The sequence below is a fragment of the Streptomyces sp. NPDC025651 genome (assembly GCF_055558735.1).
This window is the reverse complement of record NZ_JBVHLZ010000020.1, coordinates 89,246-107,534: the sequence shown is the minus strand read 5'-3', so window position 1 is coordinate 107,534 and position 18,289 is coordinate 89,246. Positions and strand designations below refer to the sequence as shown.

Below are 18,289 nucleotides of genomic sequence, written 5' to 3'. Positions count from 1 at the left end.
CATGAAGACCCGTACCGCCCCAAGCCCCCCGGGCGCGAGCCGCGCCGCCGCCGCAGCGGGCGGCGGCCGGCCCGCCGGCCGGAGCCCCGCCAGGATCAGGCGTCAACTGCCCACCAGCCCCTGGCTGTTCGCCGCACCGGGGCTCGCGATCGTCGCCGTCTTCATCCTCTATCCGTTCGTCAGCACCCTGAACAACTCCTTCACCGACAAACGGACGTTGATGCCGGGTGAGTACGTGGGCCTCGCCAACTTCTCGGAGCTGCTGAACGACGACATGTTCTGGATCGGCCTGCGCAACAGCACGCTGTACGTCCTCGTGGTCGTCCCCGCGCTCGTCCTGCTGCCCTTGCTGCTCGCGATGCTCGTCCAGAAGCACATCCCCGGCATCACCTTCTTCCGGTCCGCCTTCTACACGCCGGTGGTCGCCTCCATCGTCGTCGTCGGCCTGATCTGGGTGTGGATGCTCGACGAACGCGGCCTGGTCAACGCGGTGTTGGAGGCCGTGGGCGTCGGCAGGGTCGGCTTCCTCAGCGACCAGTGGCTGCTCCTGTTCAGCGCCATGGCCGTCACGGTCTGGAAGGGCCTCGGCTACTACATGATCATTTATCTGGCGGCGCTCGCCAACGTGCCGCGCGAGCTCCACGAGGCGGCGGCCGTCGACGGCGCGGGGCCCGTGCGCCGCTTCTTCAGCGTCACCGTGCCCGCCGTGCGCTCCACCATGGTCCTGGTGGGCGCGCTCTCCTCGGTCGCCGCCTTCAAGGTGTTCTCCGAGGTGTATCTGATGGCGGGCCCCACCGGGGGACCCGCGGGCGAGGACACCACCCTGGTGATGCTGGTGCAGCGCGTCGGCACCGGACTGACCGGACGGGTGGGCTACGCCTCGGCCATCTCGGTCGTCGTCTTCGTCGTCACCGTCGCGCTGATGCTGCTCGTGCTGCGGGCGGACCGGAAGGAGGACGCGTGAGCATCACGGAGAACGTGCGCGCCACCGAGCACGACACGCGCACGAAGCCACGCCGCCGGCTGCGCGTCACCGACGACAACGGCCGCCGGATGCCCGTGTGGGAGATCGTCCTGCGCTACGGACTCCTGCTCGCCGTACTGGCGTTGATGATCGGTCCCTTCCTCTGGCAGCTGTCCACGTCCCTGAAGGGGCCGCACGAGGACATCTTCAGCTCGCCGCCGAGGTTCCTGCCCTCCGACCCGACCTTCCGCAACTACGAGCGGGTCTCCGAGACCATCCCCGTCTGGGACTACGCGCTCAACTCCCTGAAGGTCGCCACCGCCAACGTCGTCACCAACTGCGTGGGCGCCGCCCTCGCCGGCTACGCCCTGGCGCGCCTGCGCTACCGCGGCCGCGGAGCCGCCACGCTCGTCTTCATCCTGGCCATGCTGGTGCCCGTCGAGGGCATCATCATCGCCCAGTTCACGACCATGCGTGAGCTCGGCCTCAACAACACCCTCGTCGGTGTGCTACTGCCCGGCTGCGTCTCCGCGCTCAACGTCCTGCTGATGCGCAACGCCTTCCTGAACGTGCCCTACGAGATCGAGGAAGCCGCGTTCGTGGACGGCGCCAACGTCTGGCAGCGGTTCCTGCGCATCGCGCTGCCCGCGGTCAAGGGCACCCTCGCCGTCGTCGCGATCTTCGCGTTCATGGGCGCCTGGGACGACTTCCTGTGGCCGCTGATCGTGCTGAGCGACCCGGACCGGTTCACGCTCACCATCGGCCTGAACTACCTCCACGGCACCTTCGCCAACGACGAACGCCTCGTCGCCGCGGGCACCGTCATCGCCGTACTCCCGCTGATCGTCCTCTTCGCCTGCCTGCAGCGGTACTTCTTCCGCGGCGTCGGCGAGGGCGCGGTCAAGGGCTGAGCGCGCCACCCCCGAACCCTCCAGAACCAGGATTCGACTTGCCTTCTGCATCGCCCTCCGAACCGCCCGTCGGCGCGCCGCGCTTCGGCGCCAACTACACGCCGAGCCAGGGGTGGTTCCACCACTGGCTCGACTTCGACATCGACGCCGTGCGCGCCGACCTCGACTCCCTCGCCGCGCTCGGTCTCGACCACATCCGGGTCTTCCCGATCTGGCCGTACTTCCAGCCCAACCGCGCCCTGATCCGGCCGCGCGCCGTCGAGCAGCTGGTCCAGCTCGCCGACGCCGCCGCCGAACGGGGCCTCGACGTCAACGTCGACGGCCTCCAGGGGCATCTGTCGAGCTTCGACTTCCTGCCCGCGTGGACGCAGACCTGGCACCGGCGGAACATCTTCACCGACCCCGACGTGGTGTCCGGCCAGGCCGCCTATCTGCGCACGCTCGCCGCGGCGCTCGCGGACCGGCCGAACTTCATCGGCATGACCGTCGGAAACGAGATCAACCAGTTCTCGGCGGGGCCGCACCCCGACCCCGACCGCATCACCGAGGAGCAGGCCCACACCTGGCTGCGGACCGTCCTCGCCGCCTGCGAGGAGGGCGCTCCCGGCAAGCTGCACGTGCACGCCGAGTACGACGCCGCCTGGTACCAGGACGACCAGCCGTTCACCCCGGCGCAGGCGGCGCGGCTCGGTGGGGCGACCGCCGTGCACTCGTGGGTGTTCAACGGCACGGCACAGCGGCACGGGCGCACCGGTACGGCCACCCGTACCCACGCCGCGTACATGATCGAGCTCTCCAAGGCCTGGGCGGACGATCCCCGCCGGCCCGTGTGGCTGCAGGAGGTCGGCGCGCCCGCGCCGCTGATTCCCGCGGAGCACGCCGCGGGGTTCACCGAGGACACCATCGCCGCGGCGCTGGACTGCCAGGACGTGTGGGGCGTGACGTGGTGGTGCTCCCACGACGTGTCGCGCGACCTCGCGGACTTCCCCGAACTGGAGTACAGCCTCGGCCTGTTGACCAACGACGGCAAGGTCAAGCCGGCGGGGGAGGCGGTCGCCCGCGTCGCGCGGGAGTGGCGGGGGCGGGTGTACGCGCCCGCCGCGCGGACGACCGCGCTGGTCGTGGACGGGGCCGTGGCGCGGCGTTCGGAGTGCGGGCCGGGGGGCGCGGTGTTCGAGGCGTACGCGCGGCTCGTGGCGGCCGGGGTGCGCCCCGCGGTGGTCCTCGCCGGACGGGCGGCGGATGCGGGGCATCTCGCTGCGCGGGGCATCGAGGAAGTCGTGCGGCCGGAGGAGGTCCGCTAGGTCACGACACTTCCTCTTCCCCGAGCCCGCCCCTTCCCGAACCGGGGCTCCGCCCCGGACCCCGCTCCTCCATCGCCGGAGGGGCTGACAAGCCAGCCCCTCCGGCGATGGAGGACTGGCGCGGAGCACGATCGACCGAGCCCCGGGCGGCGGAGCCGCAATGTTCGGGAAGGGGCGGGATTGGGGAAGAAGTCCCGCCCACCGCAACCCCACCCGACCCGCACAGCAGAACCCCCTTGGAGACCCCTCATGCATGACGACCGCACCCTCGTCGAAGCCCGGCTCAAGCGCGTTCTGGACGAGCGCATCAGGCCCGCCGTGTACCCCGCCTCCGTGCCCCTCGACGTCGCCGTCTGGAACGCCCCCGACGAACCCGTCCCCGTCGCCGAAGGCCTCGCCGCCGACCCCGTCCCGACCGCCGTCGGGGAGAAGTGGGGCGTGCCGTGGGGCACCAGCTGGTTCCGCGTGACCGGGAGCGTGCCCAAGGAGTGGGCGGGGAAGACCGTCGAGGCGATCCTCGACCTCGGCTTCGACGAGAACATGCCGGGCTTCCAGTGCGAGGGCCTGGTCTACCGCCCCGACGGCACCCCCGTGAAGGGCCTCAACCCCCGCAACCAGTGGGTGCGGATCGCGGCCCCCGCCGAGGGCGGCGAAGAGGTCCGGCTGCACGTCGAGGCCGCCTCCAACCCCGTCATCCTCGATTACCACCCCTTCCTGCCCACGCAGTTGGGCGACAAGGAGACCGCGGGCAGCGAGCTCCAGTACACGCTGGAGCGCATGGACCTCGCCGTCTTCGACGAGACGGTGTGGCAGCTCGTCCTCGACCTGGAGGTCCTCGGCGAGCTGATGCAGGAGCTGCCGCAGGACTCAGGTCGGCGCTACGACATCGTGCGCGCGGTCGGCCGCGCGCTCGACACCGTCGACCTGCAGGACGTGAACGGCTCGGCGGCCGCCGCCCGCGCCCTGCTCGAAGGCGTGCTCACCACCCCCGCCGAGCCCTCCGCGCACCGCGTCAGCGCCGTGGGGCACGCGCACATCGACTCCGCCTGGCTGTGGCCGCTGCGCGAGACGGTGCGCAAGGTGGCGCGTACGACGTCCAACATGACCGCGCTCCTGGAGGACGAGCCGGACTTCGTGTTCGCCATGTCCCAGGCGCAGCAGTGGGCGTGGATCAAGGAACACCGGCCCGAGGTGTGGGCGAAGGTCAAGAAGGCCGTCGCCGACGGGCGGTTCGTGCCGACGGGCGGCATGTGGGTCGAGTCGGACACGAACATGCCGGGCTCGGAGGCGATGGCCCGTCAGTTCGTGCACGGCAAGCGGTTCTTCCTCGACGAGTTCGGCGTCGAGAACGACGAGGCGTGGCTGCCCGACACGTTCGGCTTCGCGGCGGGCCTGCCGCAGATCATCAAGGCCGCCGGTTCCAAGTGGCTGCTCACGCAGAAGATCTCGTGGTCGCAGACCAACCGCTTCCCGCACCACACCTTCAACTGGGAGGGCATCGACGGGACGCGGATCTTCACGCACTTTCCGCCCGTCGACACCTACAACTGCTCCATGAAGGGCAGCGAGATCGCCCACGCGGCGAGGAACTTCAAGGACAAGGGCGTCGCCCGGCACTCCCTGGCCCCCACCGGCTGGGGCGACGGGGGCGGCGGCACCACCCGCGAGATGGTCGCCAAGGCGGCGCGGCTCAAGGACCTCGAAGGCTCGGCGACCGTTCAGTGGGAGACCCCGGCCGCCTTCTTCGAGAAGGCCGAGGCCGAGTACCCCGACCCGCCGGTCTGGGTCGGCGAGCTCTACCTGGAGCTGCACCGCGCCACGCTCACCAGCCAGGCGGGCACCAAGCAGGGCAACCGGCGCAGCGAGCACCTGCTGCGCGAGGCGGAGCTGTGGGCGGCCACGGCGGCCGTACGGTGCGATGAATTCCCTTATCCCTACGAGCAGTTGGACCGCATCTGGAAGACGGTGCTGCTCCACCAGTTCCACGACATCCTGCCCGGCTCGTCCATCGCCTGGGTGCACCGCGAGGCCCGAGCCACCTACGCGGCGCTCGCCCAAGAGCTGAACGGCATCATCGACCAGGCGCAGCGCGCGCTCGCCGGGGAGGGCACCGGCACGCTGGTCTTCAACTCCACGCCGCACACCCGCGACGGCGTGCCCGCGGGCGGCGCGCGGCCCGCGGCCGTCGACGGCCGGTCGGCGATCGCCTCCCGCGCGGCGGGCGGCTTCGTCCTGGACAACGGACTGCTGAGGGTGGAGGTCGACGCGCGCGGTCTGATCGTGTCCGCGTACGACCTGGTCGCCGACCGGGAGACCGTCGCGCCCGGGCAGGCGGCGAACCTGCCGCAGCTCCACGCCGACTTCCCGAACATGTGGGACGCGTGGGACGTCGACGAGTTCTACCGCAACACCGTCACCGACCTCGTCGACGCGGACGAGGTCGAGCCGGGCGAGGGCGCGTCGGTGCGGGTCGTGCGGACCTTCGGCGACTCGCGGCTCACCCAGGTGCTCTCGCTGGCCCCCGGCGTCGGGCGCCTGGACATCGACACCGAGGTCGACTGGCACGAGACGGAGAAGTTCCTCAAGCTCGCCTTCCCGCTGGACGTGCACGCGGAGCGGTACGCCTCGGAGACGCAGTTCGGCCACTTCTACCGCGCCACGCACACCAACACCAGTTGGGAGGCCGCCAAGTTCGAGGCCTGCAACCACCGCTTCGTGCACATCGAGGAGCCGGGCTGGGGCGTCGCCCTCGTCAACGACTCGACGTACGGCCACGACGTGACCCGCACGGTCCGTGCCGAGGACTCGGGTACGACCACCACGCTGCGCGCCTCGCTGCTTCGCGCCCCGCGCTTCCCCGACCCCGAGACGGACCAGGGCGTGCACCGCTTCCGGCACGCGCTGGTGCCGGGCGCGGCGATCGGCGACGCGGTGCGCGAGGGCTACCGGATCAACCTGCCCGAGCGGCGCGTCACCGGCGGCTGTGAGGTGGCGCCGCTGGTGACGGTCGACGACGACGCCGTGGTCGTCACCGCGGTCAAGCTCGCCGACGACGGCAGCGGCGACGTGGTCGTCCGCTTCCACGAGTCGCGCGGCGGCCGGGCGAAGGCGACGCTGACGGCCGGGTTCACGGCGGGCTCGGTCGCGGTGACCGACCTCCTTGAGCGGCCGCTCGACGGTGTCGCCGCCCCGGAGCTCGCGGGTGACGCGGTGACGGTGTCGCTGCGGCCCTTCGAGCTGGTGACCCTGCGGTTCACGCGCGGCTGACGCCGGCGCCCGGAGTTCAGCAGCTCCCGTCAGCCGTTCCCGTCGGTCCGCAGCCATACGCGCAGCGGGCCGACGGGGGCGAAGCCCTGGCGGAGCGCGGCCGCCAGGGCTTCGCCGCCCTCGTACCCGACGACGGGGACGTCCGGCCACAGGCGGGCCGTGGCCGTGAGGCAGGCGCGCCAGGCGGAGTCCAGGTCGTCGTCGGCGGCGAAGAGGTTGGAGACGCCGACGACACCGGCGGCGGGGTAGGCGACGGCGCCCGCGGTGATCCGGCCTTCGGCGGCCCCGGCGAGGAAGACCGCGCCGTCATCGAGCAGGTGGCCCAGGAAGAGCGGCTCGTCCGACTCACCGCCGCCGGCCCAGGCGGCTTCCCAGGCGGGCAGCTCGGCGGCGCCGGCCACCGGTTCCCAGCGGGCCCCCGGCGCGGCAGGCTCCCCGGCGGCCCTGTGGATCCACTGGGCCTCGAACAGCACCTCGAAGCCGGCCCCGGAGAGGTCCAGCGTCGCGAAGCCGTCCTTGACCGAGGCGCCGGGGGAGGCGACGTCGATCCGTGCCACCACGTCGTCGGGTGTCACGCCGGGGGCGAGCGTCACGGCATCGGGATACAGCGGGGGAGTACGCCGAGGACTGGCCCACACGTCCCCTTCGACCGCCCCCGCCACCCCGTGGGAGCGGCAGACGGCGTCGCACCACTCGGCGTTGTTGCGTACGGCGGCGGTCAGGTACGAGGTGGCGCGCGGGTCAGTGATCACGCGCGGATGCTCCCAGAACCGCCGGTCCGCGTCGCGCGAATTTACGCCCGGTGTCGGTCCTGCTGGCTTATTGTGCGGTGGCCTCGACGGTGTCCTCCGACTTGCGGGCCAGCAAGTGGGCGTCGAGGAAGCCCCGCTCAGAGGCCGGGTCGTGGAGCAGCCGCGCGAACGTGATGAGCCCGGACCGGGCCAGCAGCTCGGCGAACCGGTCCGCCGGCCAGCTATAGGCGGGCGTCACCTTGTGGTCGAAGCGGAGCGGCTCAGGCCCCTCGGTCCCAAAGAAGGACACCAGGAGCAGGCCCCCTGGTGCCAGGACACGCGCCTGCTCGGCGAGCAGTGCGGGCAATTCCCCAGGCGGGGTATGGATCATCGAGTAGTGGGCCAGCACGCCGCCGAGCGCGCCGTCCTCGACTGGCAGGGCCTCCATGCGCGCCTCGTCGAACTGCAGCGCCGGATGGGCCCGCCGGGCGTGGTCGACCATGGCTGGGGAGAGGTCGAGCCCGAAGGCATCCAGCCCCAGGTCATGCAGCATGGCCGTCAGATGTCCGGGCCCGCAGCCGACATCGGCCGCCCGCGGGTTCCCCGTCCCGCGCACGAGCTCGGCGAAGGTGCCGATCATGTTCCGCGAGAACGGCTGCGTCTCCAGCCGGTCAGCGAACATCGACGCATACAGCTCGACGACCCCGTCGTAGGCCGCCCTGGTCTCGTCCTGGTGCTCCGCCACGGGAAGGAAGTTAACACCCGCCGTTCGCAGCTGTTCTCCCACCTCGTGCCGAATCCCGCGCCCGTCGCCGCAGACGCTCTCGCTACCACGACAAGACCACCACCCGGCTCCGCAACGAGGCCGGTGGGACCCGGAGCCGATACGCCGTTGGCAACCACAGTCGGTCACCAACTGGCTGGGTTCCTCGGGAAACCGGCGACAGTTGATTAGGCGATCTCACCAGTAAGACCCCTATTCGGTCACGCGGCGAGGGAGAGGTCGAGTCGGGCAAGGTGGCTGACGCGGGTGCGGTCGAGCGGGTGGCCGTTCCACCAGGCATCGAGGCGGATGAGGTTGAGCGCAACGGCGGAGAAGACGTGCTCCAGGTGGGTCTTCTGGAGACCGAGGTAGCGGGCACGTCTCCTCCCGGTGACCGCGACGGCCTGGTGGATGGTTCCCTCGATGCCCGCGCGGGTTCCGTACCCGGCTCGCCACTGCTCGTCGTCCTGCTGGAGGCGGGCATGGTCGAGGACTTCTTGCAGCTCGCGGGGTTGCGGGGAGAGGGTCCGGCCGCCGGTCTTCGAGCGGGTGCACTCGTCGCGCACCGGGCAGGGGCGGCATGTCTCCTTGTCGAACTTGATGACGATGGCCTTGGTACCGCGCAGGGTGGCGGGGCTCCACCAGGTGCTGGTGTCTCCGCGTGGGCAGGTGGCCTGCCGCTTGTCCCAGTCGATGGTGAACGCGGTGCGGTCGAACCCGGCGCCGGCACGCGCCTGAGGTGAGCTGTTCATCAGGACCGGGGTGACCAGGGTGACTCCGAAGTTCTTCTTCATGCCCACGATCAACTCGGCGGAGGCGTAACCGGAGTCGAGGAAGTGCTCGGCGGGCAGGAGATCGCGGGCGGCGAGCATGTGATGGACCGGTTCGGTCATTTCCGCATCGGTCACTGTGGCGTCGGTGGTCGCGATGCTGGTGATCAAGCGCGGCGGTGGTCCGTCGGCTCCAAGGGGCGTCGCCTGGCCGGTAGCCGCGTCCAAATCATCGGCATCGTCGCAGGACTCACTGATGTGGATCTTGTAGCCGGTCCACCAGGAGCCCTGTTTGAGGCCCTAGCGCGCGTCGGTGTCGTACGGAGAGGCCAGCCTCAGTCTGCCGGGCGGGAGGTCTTTGCTCTCCCGCCGCTTCACCTCCGCTCCGGCTTCGGACACGGTGCGGTGGTAGTTCTGCACCCACATCGTGCGCAGGACCTGCACCGCCGGGAGTTCGCGCAGCCAGGACGGAGCATCAGGGGCATGCACCGCCTCCAGCAGCGCGAACCCGTCCCGGCCGTAGACCAGAGCCATCTCCTCGCGCTTGCTCGTGGAAGCCGGCGGATGCCAGGAGTGAGTCCGTGGGCCGTAGCGGTCGGCCCATTCCCGAACGGACACCGCCCCGGCCAGCCAGTGCGGGGCCGCGCAGGCCAGCGCCTCCAGCGTGGCCCGCAGTGTTCCCCCGGCCAGCTCCAGCCTGTTCGGGTCGCGGACCGCCGCCAGCACGCGGGTGGAGTCGGTGCGCTGCCTGCCTCCCGCCTTCACCAGGCCCCGGTCCTCGAGGGCGGTCAGCAGCAGGTCGAGCACCTTCTCCTCCATCCCGTGCTCGACCAGCCGCGTGCGGAACTCGGACAGCACTGAGGCGTCGAACCCGGGATCATCCAGCTCCAGGCCGAGCGCGTACTTCAGGTCCATGCCGTACCGCACCCGGTGCGCTGCCGCCCGGTCGGTGAGGTTCTCGGCGAACCGCAACACCGTCACCAGCGCCAGCTGGCCCGGTGACCAGCCCGGCCTCCCTCTGGACCCGAACGCCTCGGCGAACTCGGCGTCCGCGAACAACTCGCCCAGCTCGTCACGGACCCGCATCGCCAACGGGTACGGGCCCCGTGCCGCCACCGCCCGCGCCACCTGCGCGGTCAGCTCAGGCACGGTCGGCCACGGCCTCGGCCGCATCGACATTCCACACCCCACGCGCGACCGGGATCGCCAAGACGGCCGCTGCTGTCCCGACCAACGAGCCGCCAGCCCCGCCGGGCACGGAACAAGCCAGCAGGATCGGTGCCGGTCCCCTGAACACGTCCGGTGACCGGCGCCACCGGCTGCTCGAACTTGTCTGTGGCCGCCGGGCCACGGCCCCCGGCAACCACCGGGCCACGCCCCCCACAGCCCCCACCAAACCGCCGCCTCACGCATCCAACTGCGCCCGTAGCCACTCCTCCACCTCGCCTACGTGCGCCGCCGCCGCGGCCCGCGCGGCCTCCGGGTCCCGGGCCACCAGGGCCCGGTGGATGCGGGCGTGTTCGCGGCGGGTGCGTTCGAAGGCGCCCGCCTCCTGGTAGCCGCGCCAGACCCGTGCGCGGAACGTGCGCGAGGACAGGCCCTCCAGGATCGCCGCCATCGTGTCGTTGCCCGCGGCAAGCGCGATCGTGCGGTGGAAGGCGAGGTCGTGCGCGAGGATCTCCTCCGGGTCGTCCGTCGCGTTCATCGCCTCCAAGTGCTTGGTCACGTCCGCCAGTTGGTCCGGTGAGATGCGGGCCGCGGCCGTCGCCGTCGCCGTCGCCTCCAGGACCCGGCGCACCTCCAGGAGCTCCAGGAGTCTCGGGCCGCGCGAGAGGTCGGCGACGACTCCGAAGGTCTCCAGGAGGTCCCCGGCCTCCAGTCGGGTGACGTAGATGCCGGAGCCGTGCCGGGCCTCCAGGACGCCGAGTACGGTCAGGGCCCGGATCGCCTCCCGCATCGAGCTGCGGGATATGCCCAGCCGGGCCGCCAAGTCCCGCTCGGTGGGCAGGCGTTGGCCCGGCTCCAGGCGGCCCTGGCCGATCATCGCCTTGATCTGTTCGATGGCCCGCTGCGTCACGGTGCCCTTCTGCGGGGCGGACGGTTCTGGCTGGTCCACGTAACGCTCCTCCACTGGGTGGCTCCTCCACCGGCCGGGTGCGGCGCAGTCTAGCCAGAGATGTGGTCGGACCACTACGGCCGGAAACCCCGGAAAGTTGGCGACGAGGGGTGTTGAGGGTGCCAAGTGGTCTGATAAATATTCGCGTCATCCCGCTCTTTCTCGTTCGACCCCACTTCGACCCCACTCGGTGAGGAGCCGTCAGATGGCCGGCAGGACAGTGCGCAACAGGCCCAGCAGGACGGGCACTTCGCGGGCGGCGCGCGCCGCGGCCGCCGCCTGCGCGTCCCTCGTGCTCGCGGGGTGCGGCAGCACGAAGGACGCCGCGTCGCCCGGCGGCGGGGGCGGCGGCGAGGGGAAGGTCGGCGTGATCCTCCCCCTGCTGACCTCGCCGTTCTGGCAGTCCTACAACGACTACGTGCCGAAGATGGCGAAGTCCGAGGACGTCGAGACCCTGAAGACCGTCAACTCCAACAGCGACCCCTCGCAGCAGATCACCGACATCAACAACCAGCTGAACCAGGGCGTCAAGGGCCTGGTCGTCGCCCCGCTCGACAGCGCCGCGATCTCGGCGGGCCTCGACCAGGCCGAACGCAAGGGCGTGCCCGTGGTCGCCGTGGACGTCGCGCCCGAGAAGGGCAAGGTCGCCATGGTCGTCCGCGCGAACAACGTGGCGTACGGCGAGAAGGCCTGCGACTACCTGGGCAAGCAGGTGAAGACCGGCGAGGTCGTGCAGATCATGGGGGATCTGGCGTCCGTCAACGGCCGGGAGCGGTCGAAGGCGTTCCGTGACTGCGTGAAGAGGAAGTACCCGAAGCTGAAGGTCCTGGAGATCCCCGCCAAGTGGGAGTCCGACACCGCCGCCTCCAAGCTGGACACGCTGCTCAACTCCCACCCCGACATCAAGGGCATCTACCTGCAGGCGGGCGGCGTCTACCTCGCGCCCACCCTCCAGACGCTGAAGTCCAAGGGGATGCTGAAGAAGGCGGGGGACAAGGAGCACATCACCGTCGTCTCCAACGACGGCATCCCGCAGGAGTTCGACGCGATCCGCAAGGGCCGGATCGACGCGACCGTCTCGCAGCCCGCCGACGCCTACGCCAAGTACGGCATGTACTACATCAAGGCCGCGATGAACGGGAAGACGTTCAAGCCGGGCCCGACCGACCACGACTCCGAGATCGTCGAGCTGCCCAGCGGCATTCTCGAGGACCAGTTGCCCGCGCCCCTGGTCACCAAGGAGAACGTCGACGACTCCAAGCTGTGGGGCAACACGGTCAAATGACGATGACTCAGCCCTCCGCAGACCGGCCCGCCGCCCCCACTCCCCTCGTCGAGGCGACCGGCATCGTCAAGCGGTACGGACCCACCGTCGCGCTGCGGGACGGCCGCCTCACCGTCCTGCCCGGCGAGTCGCATGCCCTGGTCGGCCGCAACGGCGCGGGCAAGTCCACCCTGGTCACCGTCCTCACCGGACTCCAGGCACCGGACGCGGGCACCGTCCTCTTCGACGGCGAGCCCGCGCCCCCGCTCACCGACCGCGACGCCTGGCGCCGCACGGTGGCCTGCGTCTACCAGAAGCCCACCGTCGTCCCCGAGTTGACCGTCGCCGAGAACCTCTTCATCAACCGGCAGCCCGAGGGCCGCGGCGGCTTCATCAGCTGGCGCAGGCTGCGGGCCGAGGCCGCGGAGGTCCTCGACACCTGGGACGTGCGCGTCGACCCCGAGGCCCGCACCGCCGACCTCAAGGTCGAGGACCGCCAAATGGTCGAGATCGCACGGGCGTTGAGCTTCGGGGCGCGTTTCATCGTCCTCGACGAGCCGACCGCGCAGCTCGACAACCGCGAGATCGATCGCCTCTTCACGCGCATGCGCGCCCTCCAGAAGTCCGGCGTCACCTTCCTCTTCATCTCGCACCACCTCCAGGAGGTGTACGAGGTGTGCCAGACCGTCACCGTGCTCCGTGACGCCCGCTGGATCACCAGCGCTCCCGTCGCCGAACTGCCGCACGGCGCCCTGGTGGAGGCCATGGCGGGCGAGGTCATCGCCGAACAGGCCGGCGCCGAGGAGACGGTCGTCCGGTCCGGGGTGCCCGCCGACGCCCCGGTCGTGCTCGACGCGCGGGGGCTCACCGGCGCCTCGTACACCGACATCGACCTGACCGTCCGCCGCGGCGAGGTCGTCGGCCTCGCGGGATCCAGCGGCAGCGGCAAGGTCAACCTCGCGGAGAGCTTCGCGGGGCTGCACACGCCGACATCCGGCACGGCTCGACTCGACGGCAGGACACTGCCGTTCGGCGATGTCACCGCCGCCCTGCGCGCCGGAGTCGGCTGCGTCCCGCGCGACCGCCACGACCAGGGCCTCGTCTTCGGCATGTCCATCGGCGACAACGCCACGATGAGCGTCCTGGACCGGCTCGGCCGCCACGGATTCATCGGCACGGACACCAGGCGCCGCTTCGCCGACGAGCTCATCGACCGGCTCGACATCCACGCCGAGGGCCCCGACCAGCCGGTATCCGACCTCTCCGGCGGCAACGCCCAGAAGGTCGTCATGGCCCGCGCCCTGGCCTCCGAGCCGCGCCTGCTCGTCCTCATCAACCCCACCGCCGGGGTGGACGTGAAGTCCAAGGAGTCCCTGCTCGCCCGCGTCGACCACGCCCGCGAGGACGGCACGGCGGTGCTCGTGGTCTCCGACGAACTGGACGACCTGCGCCGCTGCGACCGCGTCCTGGTCCTGTTCCACGGCCGCGTCGTGGCGGAACACGAGGCGGGCTTCGCCGATCAGGACCTGATCGCCTCGATAGAGGGAGTGGGTGCCGTAAGGGGCGTGGGGAACTGCGCGAACAACCCCCACCGGCCCGCGGCCGACACGCAAGGAGACCACCATGGCTGACCTCAAGGCCGCGCCCGCAGAAGCGACCCCCGCGCCCAACCGCACCGCCGAAAGCCGCGCGGCGAAAGGCGTCATCGTCCGCAGGGCACGTGAACTCGCCCTGGTACCAGCTCTGTTGCTGCTGATCCTCCTGGGGTCACTGCTCAACGACTCCTTCCTGACAGAGCGCAACCTCATCTCGATCCTCGGCGCTTCCGCCGCCCTCGCGATGGTCGTCCTCGCCGAGTCCCTCGTCCTGATCACCGGCAAGTTCGACCTGTCCCTGGAGTCCGTCGTCGGCATCGCGCCGGCCGTCGGCGCGCTCCTCGTGCTGCCCGCCGCCGAGGCCGGATTCGGCACGGACCTGCCCGCCGCCGTCGGGATCGTCGCGATCCTGCTCGTCGGCGCGGCCATCGGCGCCTTCAACGGCGTACTCGTCGTGAAGCTCGGGCTCAACGCGTTCATCGTGACGCTCGCCATGCTGATCGTGCTGCGCGGCCTGCTGGTCGGCGCGACCGAGGGCAAGACGCTGTTCGGCATGCCCGACGCGTTCTACACCCTCGCCACCTCCACCTTCCTGACCATCCCGCTCTCCGTGTGGCTCGCGGCGGTCGCCTTCGGCGTCGCGGGCTTCGTGCTCAAGTACCACCGGGTGGGCCGCGCGCTGTACGCGATCGGCGGCAACCCGGACGCGGCACGCGCCGCCGGTATCCGCGTGGAGCGCGTCATGCTCGGCGTGTTCGTCGTCGCGGGCGCCCTGGCCGCGATCGGCGGGCTCATGCAGACCGGCTACGTCGGCGCGATCAACGCCAACCAGGGCCAGAACATGATCTTCACGGTGTTCGCCGCCGCGGTCATCGGAGGCATCAGCCTCGACGGCGGCAAGGGCACCATGTTCGGCGCCCTCACCGGCGTCCTGCTGCTCGGCGTCGTACAGAACCTGCTCACTCTCGCCCAGGTGCCGTCCTTCTGGATCCAGGCCATCTACGGCGGAATCATCCTGGTCGCCCTGATGATCGCGCGGGTCACGACCGGCCGCGCGCAGGACTGACCCCGCGCAGCACGGACCTCGCGCGGGACGGGCCCCGCGCCGGTCCGCCGCTTCCCCGCACCCTTCCGGAAAGGCCTCCTGTGTCCCCGACTCCCGCCCGCATCACCGCGGTCGACACCTTCGACATACGGTTTCCGACCTCCCGGGAACGGGACGGCTCCGACGCGATGAACCCGGATCCCGACTACTCCGCCGCCTACGTGGTGCTGCGCACCGACGCGGGCGACGGCCTGGAGGGGCACGGCTTCACCTTCACCATCGGGCGCGGCAACGACGTCCAGGTCGCCGCGATCCAGTCGCTGCGTCACCACGTCGTCGGGCGCCCCGTGGACGAGCTGTGCGCCGACCCGGGCACCGTCAACCGCGACCTGATCGGCGACAGCCAGCTGCGCTGGCTCGGCCCCGAGAAGGGCGTGATGCACATGGCGATCGGCGCGGTCGTCAACGCCGTCTGGGACCTCGCCGCCAAGCGCGCGCACAAGCCCCTGTGGCAGCTCCTCGCCGACGGCACGCCCGAATGGCTCGTCTCCCAGGTCGACTTCCGCTACATCGCCGACGCCCTCACCCCCGAGGACGCGCTCGTCCTGCTGCGGGCCGGGCGCGAGGGCGCCGCCGAGCGCGAGAGCGCCCTGCGGGAGCGGGGCTTCCCCGGCTACACCACCTCGCCCGGCTGGCTCGGCTACAGCGACGAGAAGCTCACCCGCCTCGCCCGGCAGGCCGTCGCCGACGGCTTCACCCAGATCAAGCTGAAGGTCGGCGCGGACCTCGCCGACGACGTCCGGCGCTGCCGCACCGCCCGCGAGGCGATCGGCCCGGACATCCGCATGGCGATCGACGCCAACCAGCGCTGGAACGTCGACGAGGCGGTCCGCTGGACGCGCGCGCTCGCCGAGTTCGACCCCTACTGGGTCGAGGAGCCGACCAGCCCCGACGACATCCTCGGGCACGCCGCGATCCGCGAGGCCGTCGCCCCGGTCAAGGTCGCCACCGGCGAGCACGTGCAGAACCGCATCGTCTTCAAGCAGCTCCTGCAGGCGGGCGCCATCGACGTCCTCCAGCTCGACGCGGCCCGCGTCGGCGGCGTCAACGAGAACCTCGCGATCCTGCTGCTCGCCGCCAGGTTCGGCGTGCCCGTCTGCCCGCACGCGGGCGGCGTCGGCCTGTGCGAGCTGGTCCAGCACCTGTCGATGTTCGACTACGTGGCGCTCGCGGGCACCACCGAGGACCGCGTCATCGAGTACGTCGACCATCTCCACGAACACTTCGTCGACCCGGTCGTGCTGCGCGCGGGCCACTACACGGCCCCGACCGCGCCGGGCTTCTCGGCGACGATGCGGGCGGAGTCCGTCGCCGAATTCACCTATCCGGGCGGCACGTTCTGGGCCGCCGACCTCGCTCGGGACCCCGCACCGGGTCTCGCACGGAACAAGGGAGCAGCCGCATGACCGACTTTCAGGGGCTCAGGGCCCTGGTCACCGGCGGGGCCTCCGGCATCGGCCGGGCCACCGCGGAGCTCCTCGCCGCGCGCGGCGCCGAGGTGGCCGTCCTCGACCTCGACCCGAGCGGTGTGGACAAGCCCCTGCGGGCCTACGCCGCCGACGTCGGTGACGACGCGTCGGTACGGGCGGCGGTCGCGTCGGCCGCGGCCGACCTCGGCGGCCTGGACGTCCTGGTCAACAACGCGGGCATCGGCGCGCAGGGCACCGTCGAGGACAACGACGACGCCCAGTGGCACGCGGTCCTCGACGTCAACGTCCTCGGTGTCGTGCGCACCACCCGCGCCGCCCTGCCCCACCTGCGGGCCTCGTCGCGGGCGGCGGTCGTCAACACCTGCTCCATAGCCGCGACCGCGGGCCTGCCGCAGCGCGCCCTGTACTCGGCGTCGAAGGGGGCGGTGCTCTCCCTCACCCTCGCGATGGCCGCCGACCACGTACGCGAAGGGATACGCGTCAACTGTGTGAACCCCGGCACCGTCGACACCCCGTGGGTGGGCCGCCTCCTGGACGCCGCGCCCGACCCGGCCGCCGAACGGGCCGCGCTGCAGGCCCGCCAGCCCACCGGACGCCTGGTCACCGCGGACGAAGTCGCGGGCGCCATCGCCTACTTGGCAAGTCCCCTGTCCGGCGCCACCACCGGCACCGCGCTCGCCGTCGACGGCGGCATGCAGGGCCTGCGGCTGCGGCCGGCGGGCCGGTGAACGCCCTGGCGCGGCGCCCTCTCGGACCCGGCGGCATCGAGGTGACCGAGCTGTCCTTCGGCGCCGCCGGCATCGGCAACCTGTACGCGCCGATCACCGACGAAGCCGCGGCCGCCGCCCTCGACCACGCCTGGAACGCGGGCATCCGCTACTACGACACCGCCCCGCACTACGGCCTCGGCCTGTCCGAGCGCCGCTTGGGCGAGGCCCTGCGCGGCAGGGACCGCTCCTCGTACGTCATCTCGACGAAGGTGGGACGAATCCTGGAGCCCGCCGACGAGGTGAGCGGCGACGACCTCGCCGACGGCGGCTTCGCGGTGCCGCGCACGCACCGCAGGATCTGGGACTTCAGCGCGGACGGCGTACGCCGCTCGATCGAGTCCAGCCTCGCCCGCCTCGGCACCGACCGCGTCGACGTCGTCTTCCTGCACGACCCCGACCACCACGCCGAGGAAGCCTTCCGCGAGGGCTATCCGGCCCTGGAGAAGCTTCGCTCCGAAGGCGTCGTCGGCGCGATCGGCGCGGGCATGAACCAGGCGGAGATGCTCACCCGCTTCGTCCGTGACACGGACGTCGACGCCGTGCTCTGCGCGGGCCGCTACACCCTCCTCGACCACCGGGCGCTCGCCGGACTCCTGCCGGCCGCGAGCGAGCGGGGCGTCTCGATCGTCATCGGCGGCGTCTACAACTCCGGGCTGCTCGCCGACCCCAGGCCGGGGGCACGCTTCGACTACGTGGCGGCGCCGCCCGAACTCCTCGCGCGCGCCCGCGCCCTGGCCGCCCTGGCCGAGCGGCACGGCACCACGCTGCGGGCCGCCGCGCTGGCGTTCCCCTTCGGGCACCCGGCCGTCGCCAGCGTGCTGGTCGGCGTCCGCGCGCCGGAGCAGGTCACCGACGCCGCGGCCCAGTTCGCGTCCCGGGTGCCGGACGACTTCTGGCGGGAGGCGCGCGCGGAGGGGATGCTGCCCGCGGAGGTTCCCGTCCCCCTCACCGGAGAGGAGCGCCCGTGAGGATCGCCCTGCACACCAAGGTCCGCGCCGATCGGACCGAGGAGTACGACGCCGCGCACCGCGAGGTCCCGGCCGAGCTGACCGCGGCGATCCGGGCCGCGGGTGCTTCGTCCTGGACGATCTGGCGCAGTGGACCCGATCTCTTCCACGTCCTGGAGTGCGAGGACTACGGCCGCATGCTCGCCGAGCTGGAGAAACTGCCGGTCAACATCGCCTGGCAGGCCCGCATGGCCGAGCTCCTCGACGTCGTCCACGACTACTCCGCCGAGGGCGCGAAGGCCGGGCTCCCCGTCGTCTGGGAGCTGCCGTGACAGGCCCCGCGGACGGCCGT

The 18,289-nt window shown here is 71.5% G+C and carries 16 protein-coding genes; 11 read left to right on the top strand and 5 right to left on the bottom strand.

All coding sequences use genetic code 11. The annotated features are described in order from the left end of the window. Position 1: 1 nt before the first annotated feature. The 4 genes from ACZ4D5_RS41355 (at position 2) to ACZ4D5_RS41340 (ending at position 6,446) form a co-directional block, all read left to right on the top strand. A complete protein-coding gene (locus ACZ4D5_RS41355; RefSeq protein WP_467777673.1) occupies positions 2-964 on the top strand; it encodes a carbohydrate ABC transporter permease in 963 nt (320 codons plus the stop codon). Positions 965-1,053: 89 nt separating this feature from the next. Continuing rightward, complete coding sequence (locus ACZ4D5_RS41350) at positions 1,054-1,875, top strand: carbohydrate ABC transporter permease (protein ID WP_467777718.1); 822 nt, start codon at positions 1,054-1,056, stop codon at positions 1,873-1,875. Positions 1,876-1,913: 38 nt separating this feature from the next. Next, on the top strand, positions 1,914-3,179 hold the full coding sequence (locus ACZ4D5_RS41345) for a glycoside hydrolase 5 family protein (protein WP_467777672.1): 1,266 nt from the start codon (positions 1,914-1,916) through the stop codon (positions 3,177-3,179). Positions 3,180-3,428: 249 nt separating this feature from the next. Next, positions 3,429-6,446 (top strand): alpha-mannosidase, encoded by a 3,018-nt coding sequence (locus ACZ4D5_RS41340; RefSeq protein WP_467777671.1) that lies wholly within the window; start codon positions 3,429-3,431, stop codon positions 6,444-6,446. Between the two features lie 29 nt (positions 6,447-6,475). Here ACZ4D5_RS41340 and ACZ4D5_RS41335 read toward each other — a convergent pair whose 3' ends face one another. The 5 genes from ACZ4D5_RS41335 to ACZ4D5_RS41315 all read right to left on the bottom strand — a co-directional run bounded on the left by ACZ4D5_RS41335 (position 6,476) and on the right by ACZ4D5_RS41315 (position 10,826). Further along, positions 6,476-7,198, bottom strand: coding sequence for a hypothetical protein (locus tag ACZ4D5_RS41335; protein WP_467777670.1), 723 nt, complete (start codon positions 7,196-7,198; stop codon positions 6,476-6,478). 67 nt (positions 7,199-7,265) lie between these two features. Beyond that, positions 7,266-7,922, bottom strand: a complete 657-nt coding sequence (locus ACZ4D5_RS41330) for a class I SAM-dependent methyltransferase (protein ID WP_467777669.1) — start codon at positions 7,920-7,922, stop codon at positions 7,266-7,268. Positions 7,923-8,161: 239 nt separating this feature from the next. Further along, positions 8,162-8,881, bottom strand: coding sequence for a transposase (locus ACZ4D5_RS41325; RefSeq protein WP_467777668.1), 720 nt, complete (start codon positions 8,879-8,881; stop codon positions 8,162-8,164). A 129-nt stretch (positions 8,882-9,010) separates the two neighbouring features. Further along, positions 9,011-9,859 (bottom strand): transposase, encoded by an 849-nt coding sequence (locus ACZ4D5_RS41320; protein ID WP_467777667.1) that lies wholly within the window; start codon positions 9,857-9,859, stop codon positions 9,011-9,013. Positions 9,860-10,115: 256 nt separating this feature from the next. After that, positions 10,116-10,826: a FadR/GntR family transcriptional regulator gene (locus ACZ4D5_RS41315; RefSeq protein ID WP_467777666.1), complete on the bottom strand. Its 711-nt coding sequence runs from the start codon at positions 10,824-10,826 to the stop codon at positions 10,116-10,118. A gap of 205 nt (positions 10,827-11,031) precedes the next feature. On the opposite strand from ACZ4D5_RS41315, the gene ACZ4D5_RS41310 reads away from it, so the two are divergent. The 7 genes from ACZ4D5_RS41310 (at position 11,032) to ACZ4D5_RS41280 (ending at position 18,269) form a co-directional block, all read left to right on the top strand. Beyond that, the gene (locus tag ACZ4D5_RS41310; RefSeq protein WP_467777665.1) at positions 11,032-12,111 is read left to right on the top strand and encodes a sugar ABC transporter substrate-binding protein; all 1,080 of its coding nucleotides are present in this window, start codon (positions 11,032-11,034) and stop codon (positions 12,109-12,111) included. Further along, positions 12,108-13,721, top strand: a complete 1,614-nt coding sequence (locus ACZ4D5_RS41305) for a sugar ABC transporter ATP-binding protein (RefSeq protein WP_467777664.1) — start codon at positions 12,108-12,110, stop codon at positions 13,719-13,721. Before ACZ4D5_RS41310 ends, ACZ4D5_RS41305 begins: the two co-directional genes overlap by 4 nt. Then, entirely contained in the window at positions 13,714-14,751 is a 1,038-nt protein-coding gene (locus ACZ4D5_RS41300; protein ID WP_467777663.1) for an ABC transporter permease, read from the top strand. Before ACZ4D5_RS41305 ends, ACZ4D5_RS41300 begins: the two co-directional genes overlap by 8 nt. An 80-nt stretch (positions 14,752-14,831) precedes the next feature. Then, a complete protein-coding gene (locus ACZ4D5_RS41295) occupies positions 14,832-16,196 on the top strand; it encodes an L-fuconate dehydratase (protein ID WP_467777662.1) in 1,365 nt (454 codons plus the stop codon). After that, the gene (locus ACZ4D5_RS41290; RefSeq protein WP_467777661.1) at positions 16,193-16,948 is read left to right on the top strand and encodes an SDR family NAD(P)-dependent oxidoreductase; all 756 of its coding nucleotides are present in this window, start codon (positions 16,193-16,195) and stop codon (positions 16,946-16,948) included. The genes ACZ4D5_RS41295 and ACZ4D5_RS41290 overlap by 4 nt, the downstream gene beginning before the upstream one ends. Continuing rightward, positions 16,945-17,958 (top strand): aldo/keto reductase, encoded by a 1,014-nt coding sequence (locus ACZ4D5_RS41285; RefSeq protein WP_467777660.1) that lies wholly within the window; start codon positions 16,945-16,947, stop codon positions 17,956-17,958. Before ACZ4D5_RS41290 ends, ACZ4D5_RS41285 begins: the two co-directional genes overlap by 4 nt. Next, complete coding sequence (locus ACZ4D5_RS41280) at positions 17,955-18,269, top strand: L-rhamnose mutarotase (RefSeq protein ID WP_467777659.1); 315 nt, start codon at positions 17,955-17,957, stop codon at positions 18,267-18,269. The genes ACZ4D5_RS41285 and ACZ4D5_RS41280 overlap by 4 nt, the downstream gene beginning before the upstream one ends. Positions 18,270-18,289 lie beyond the last annotated feature (20 nt).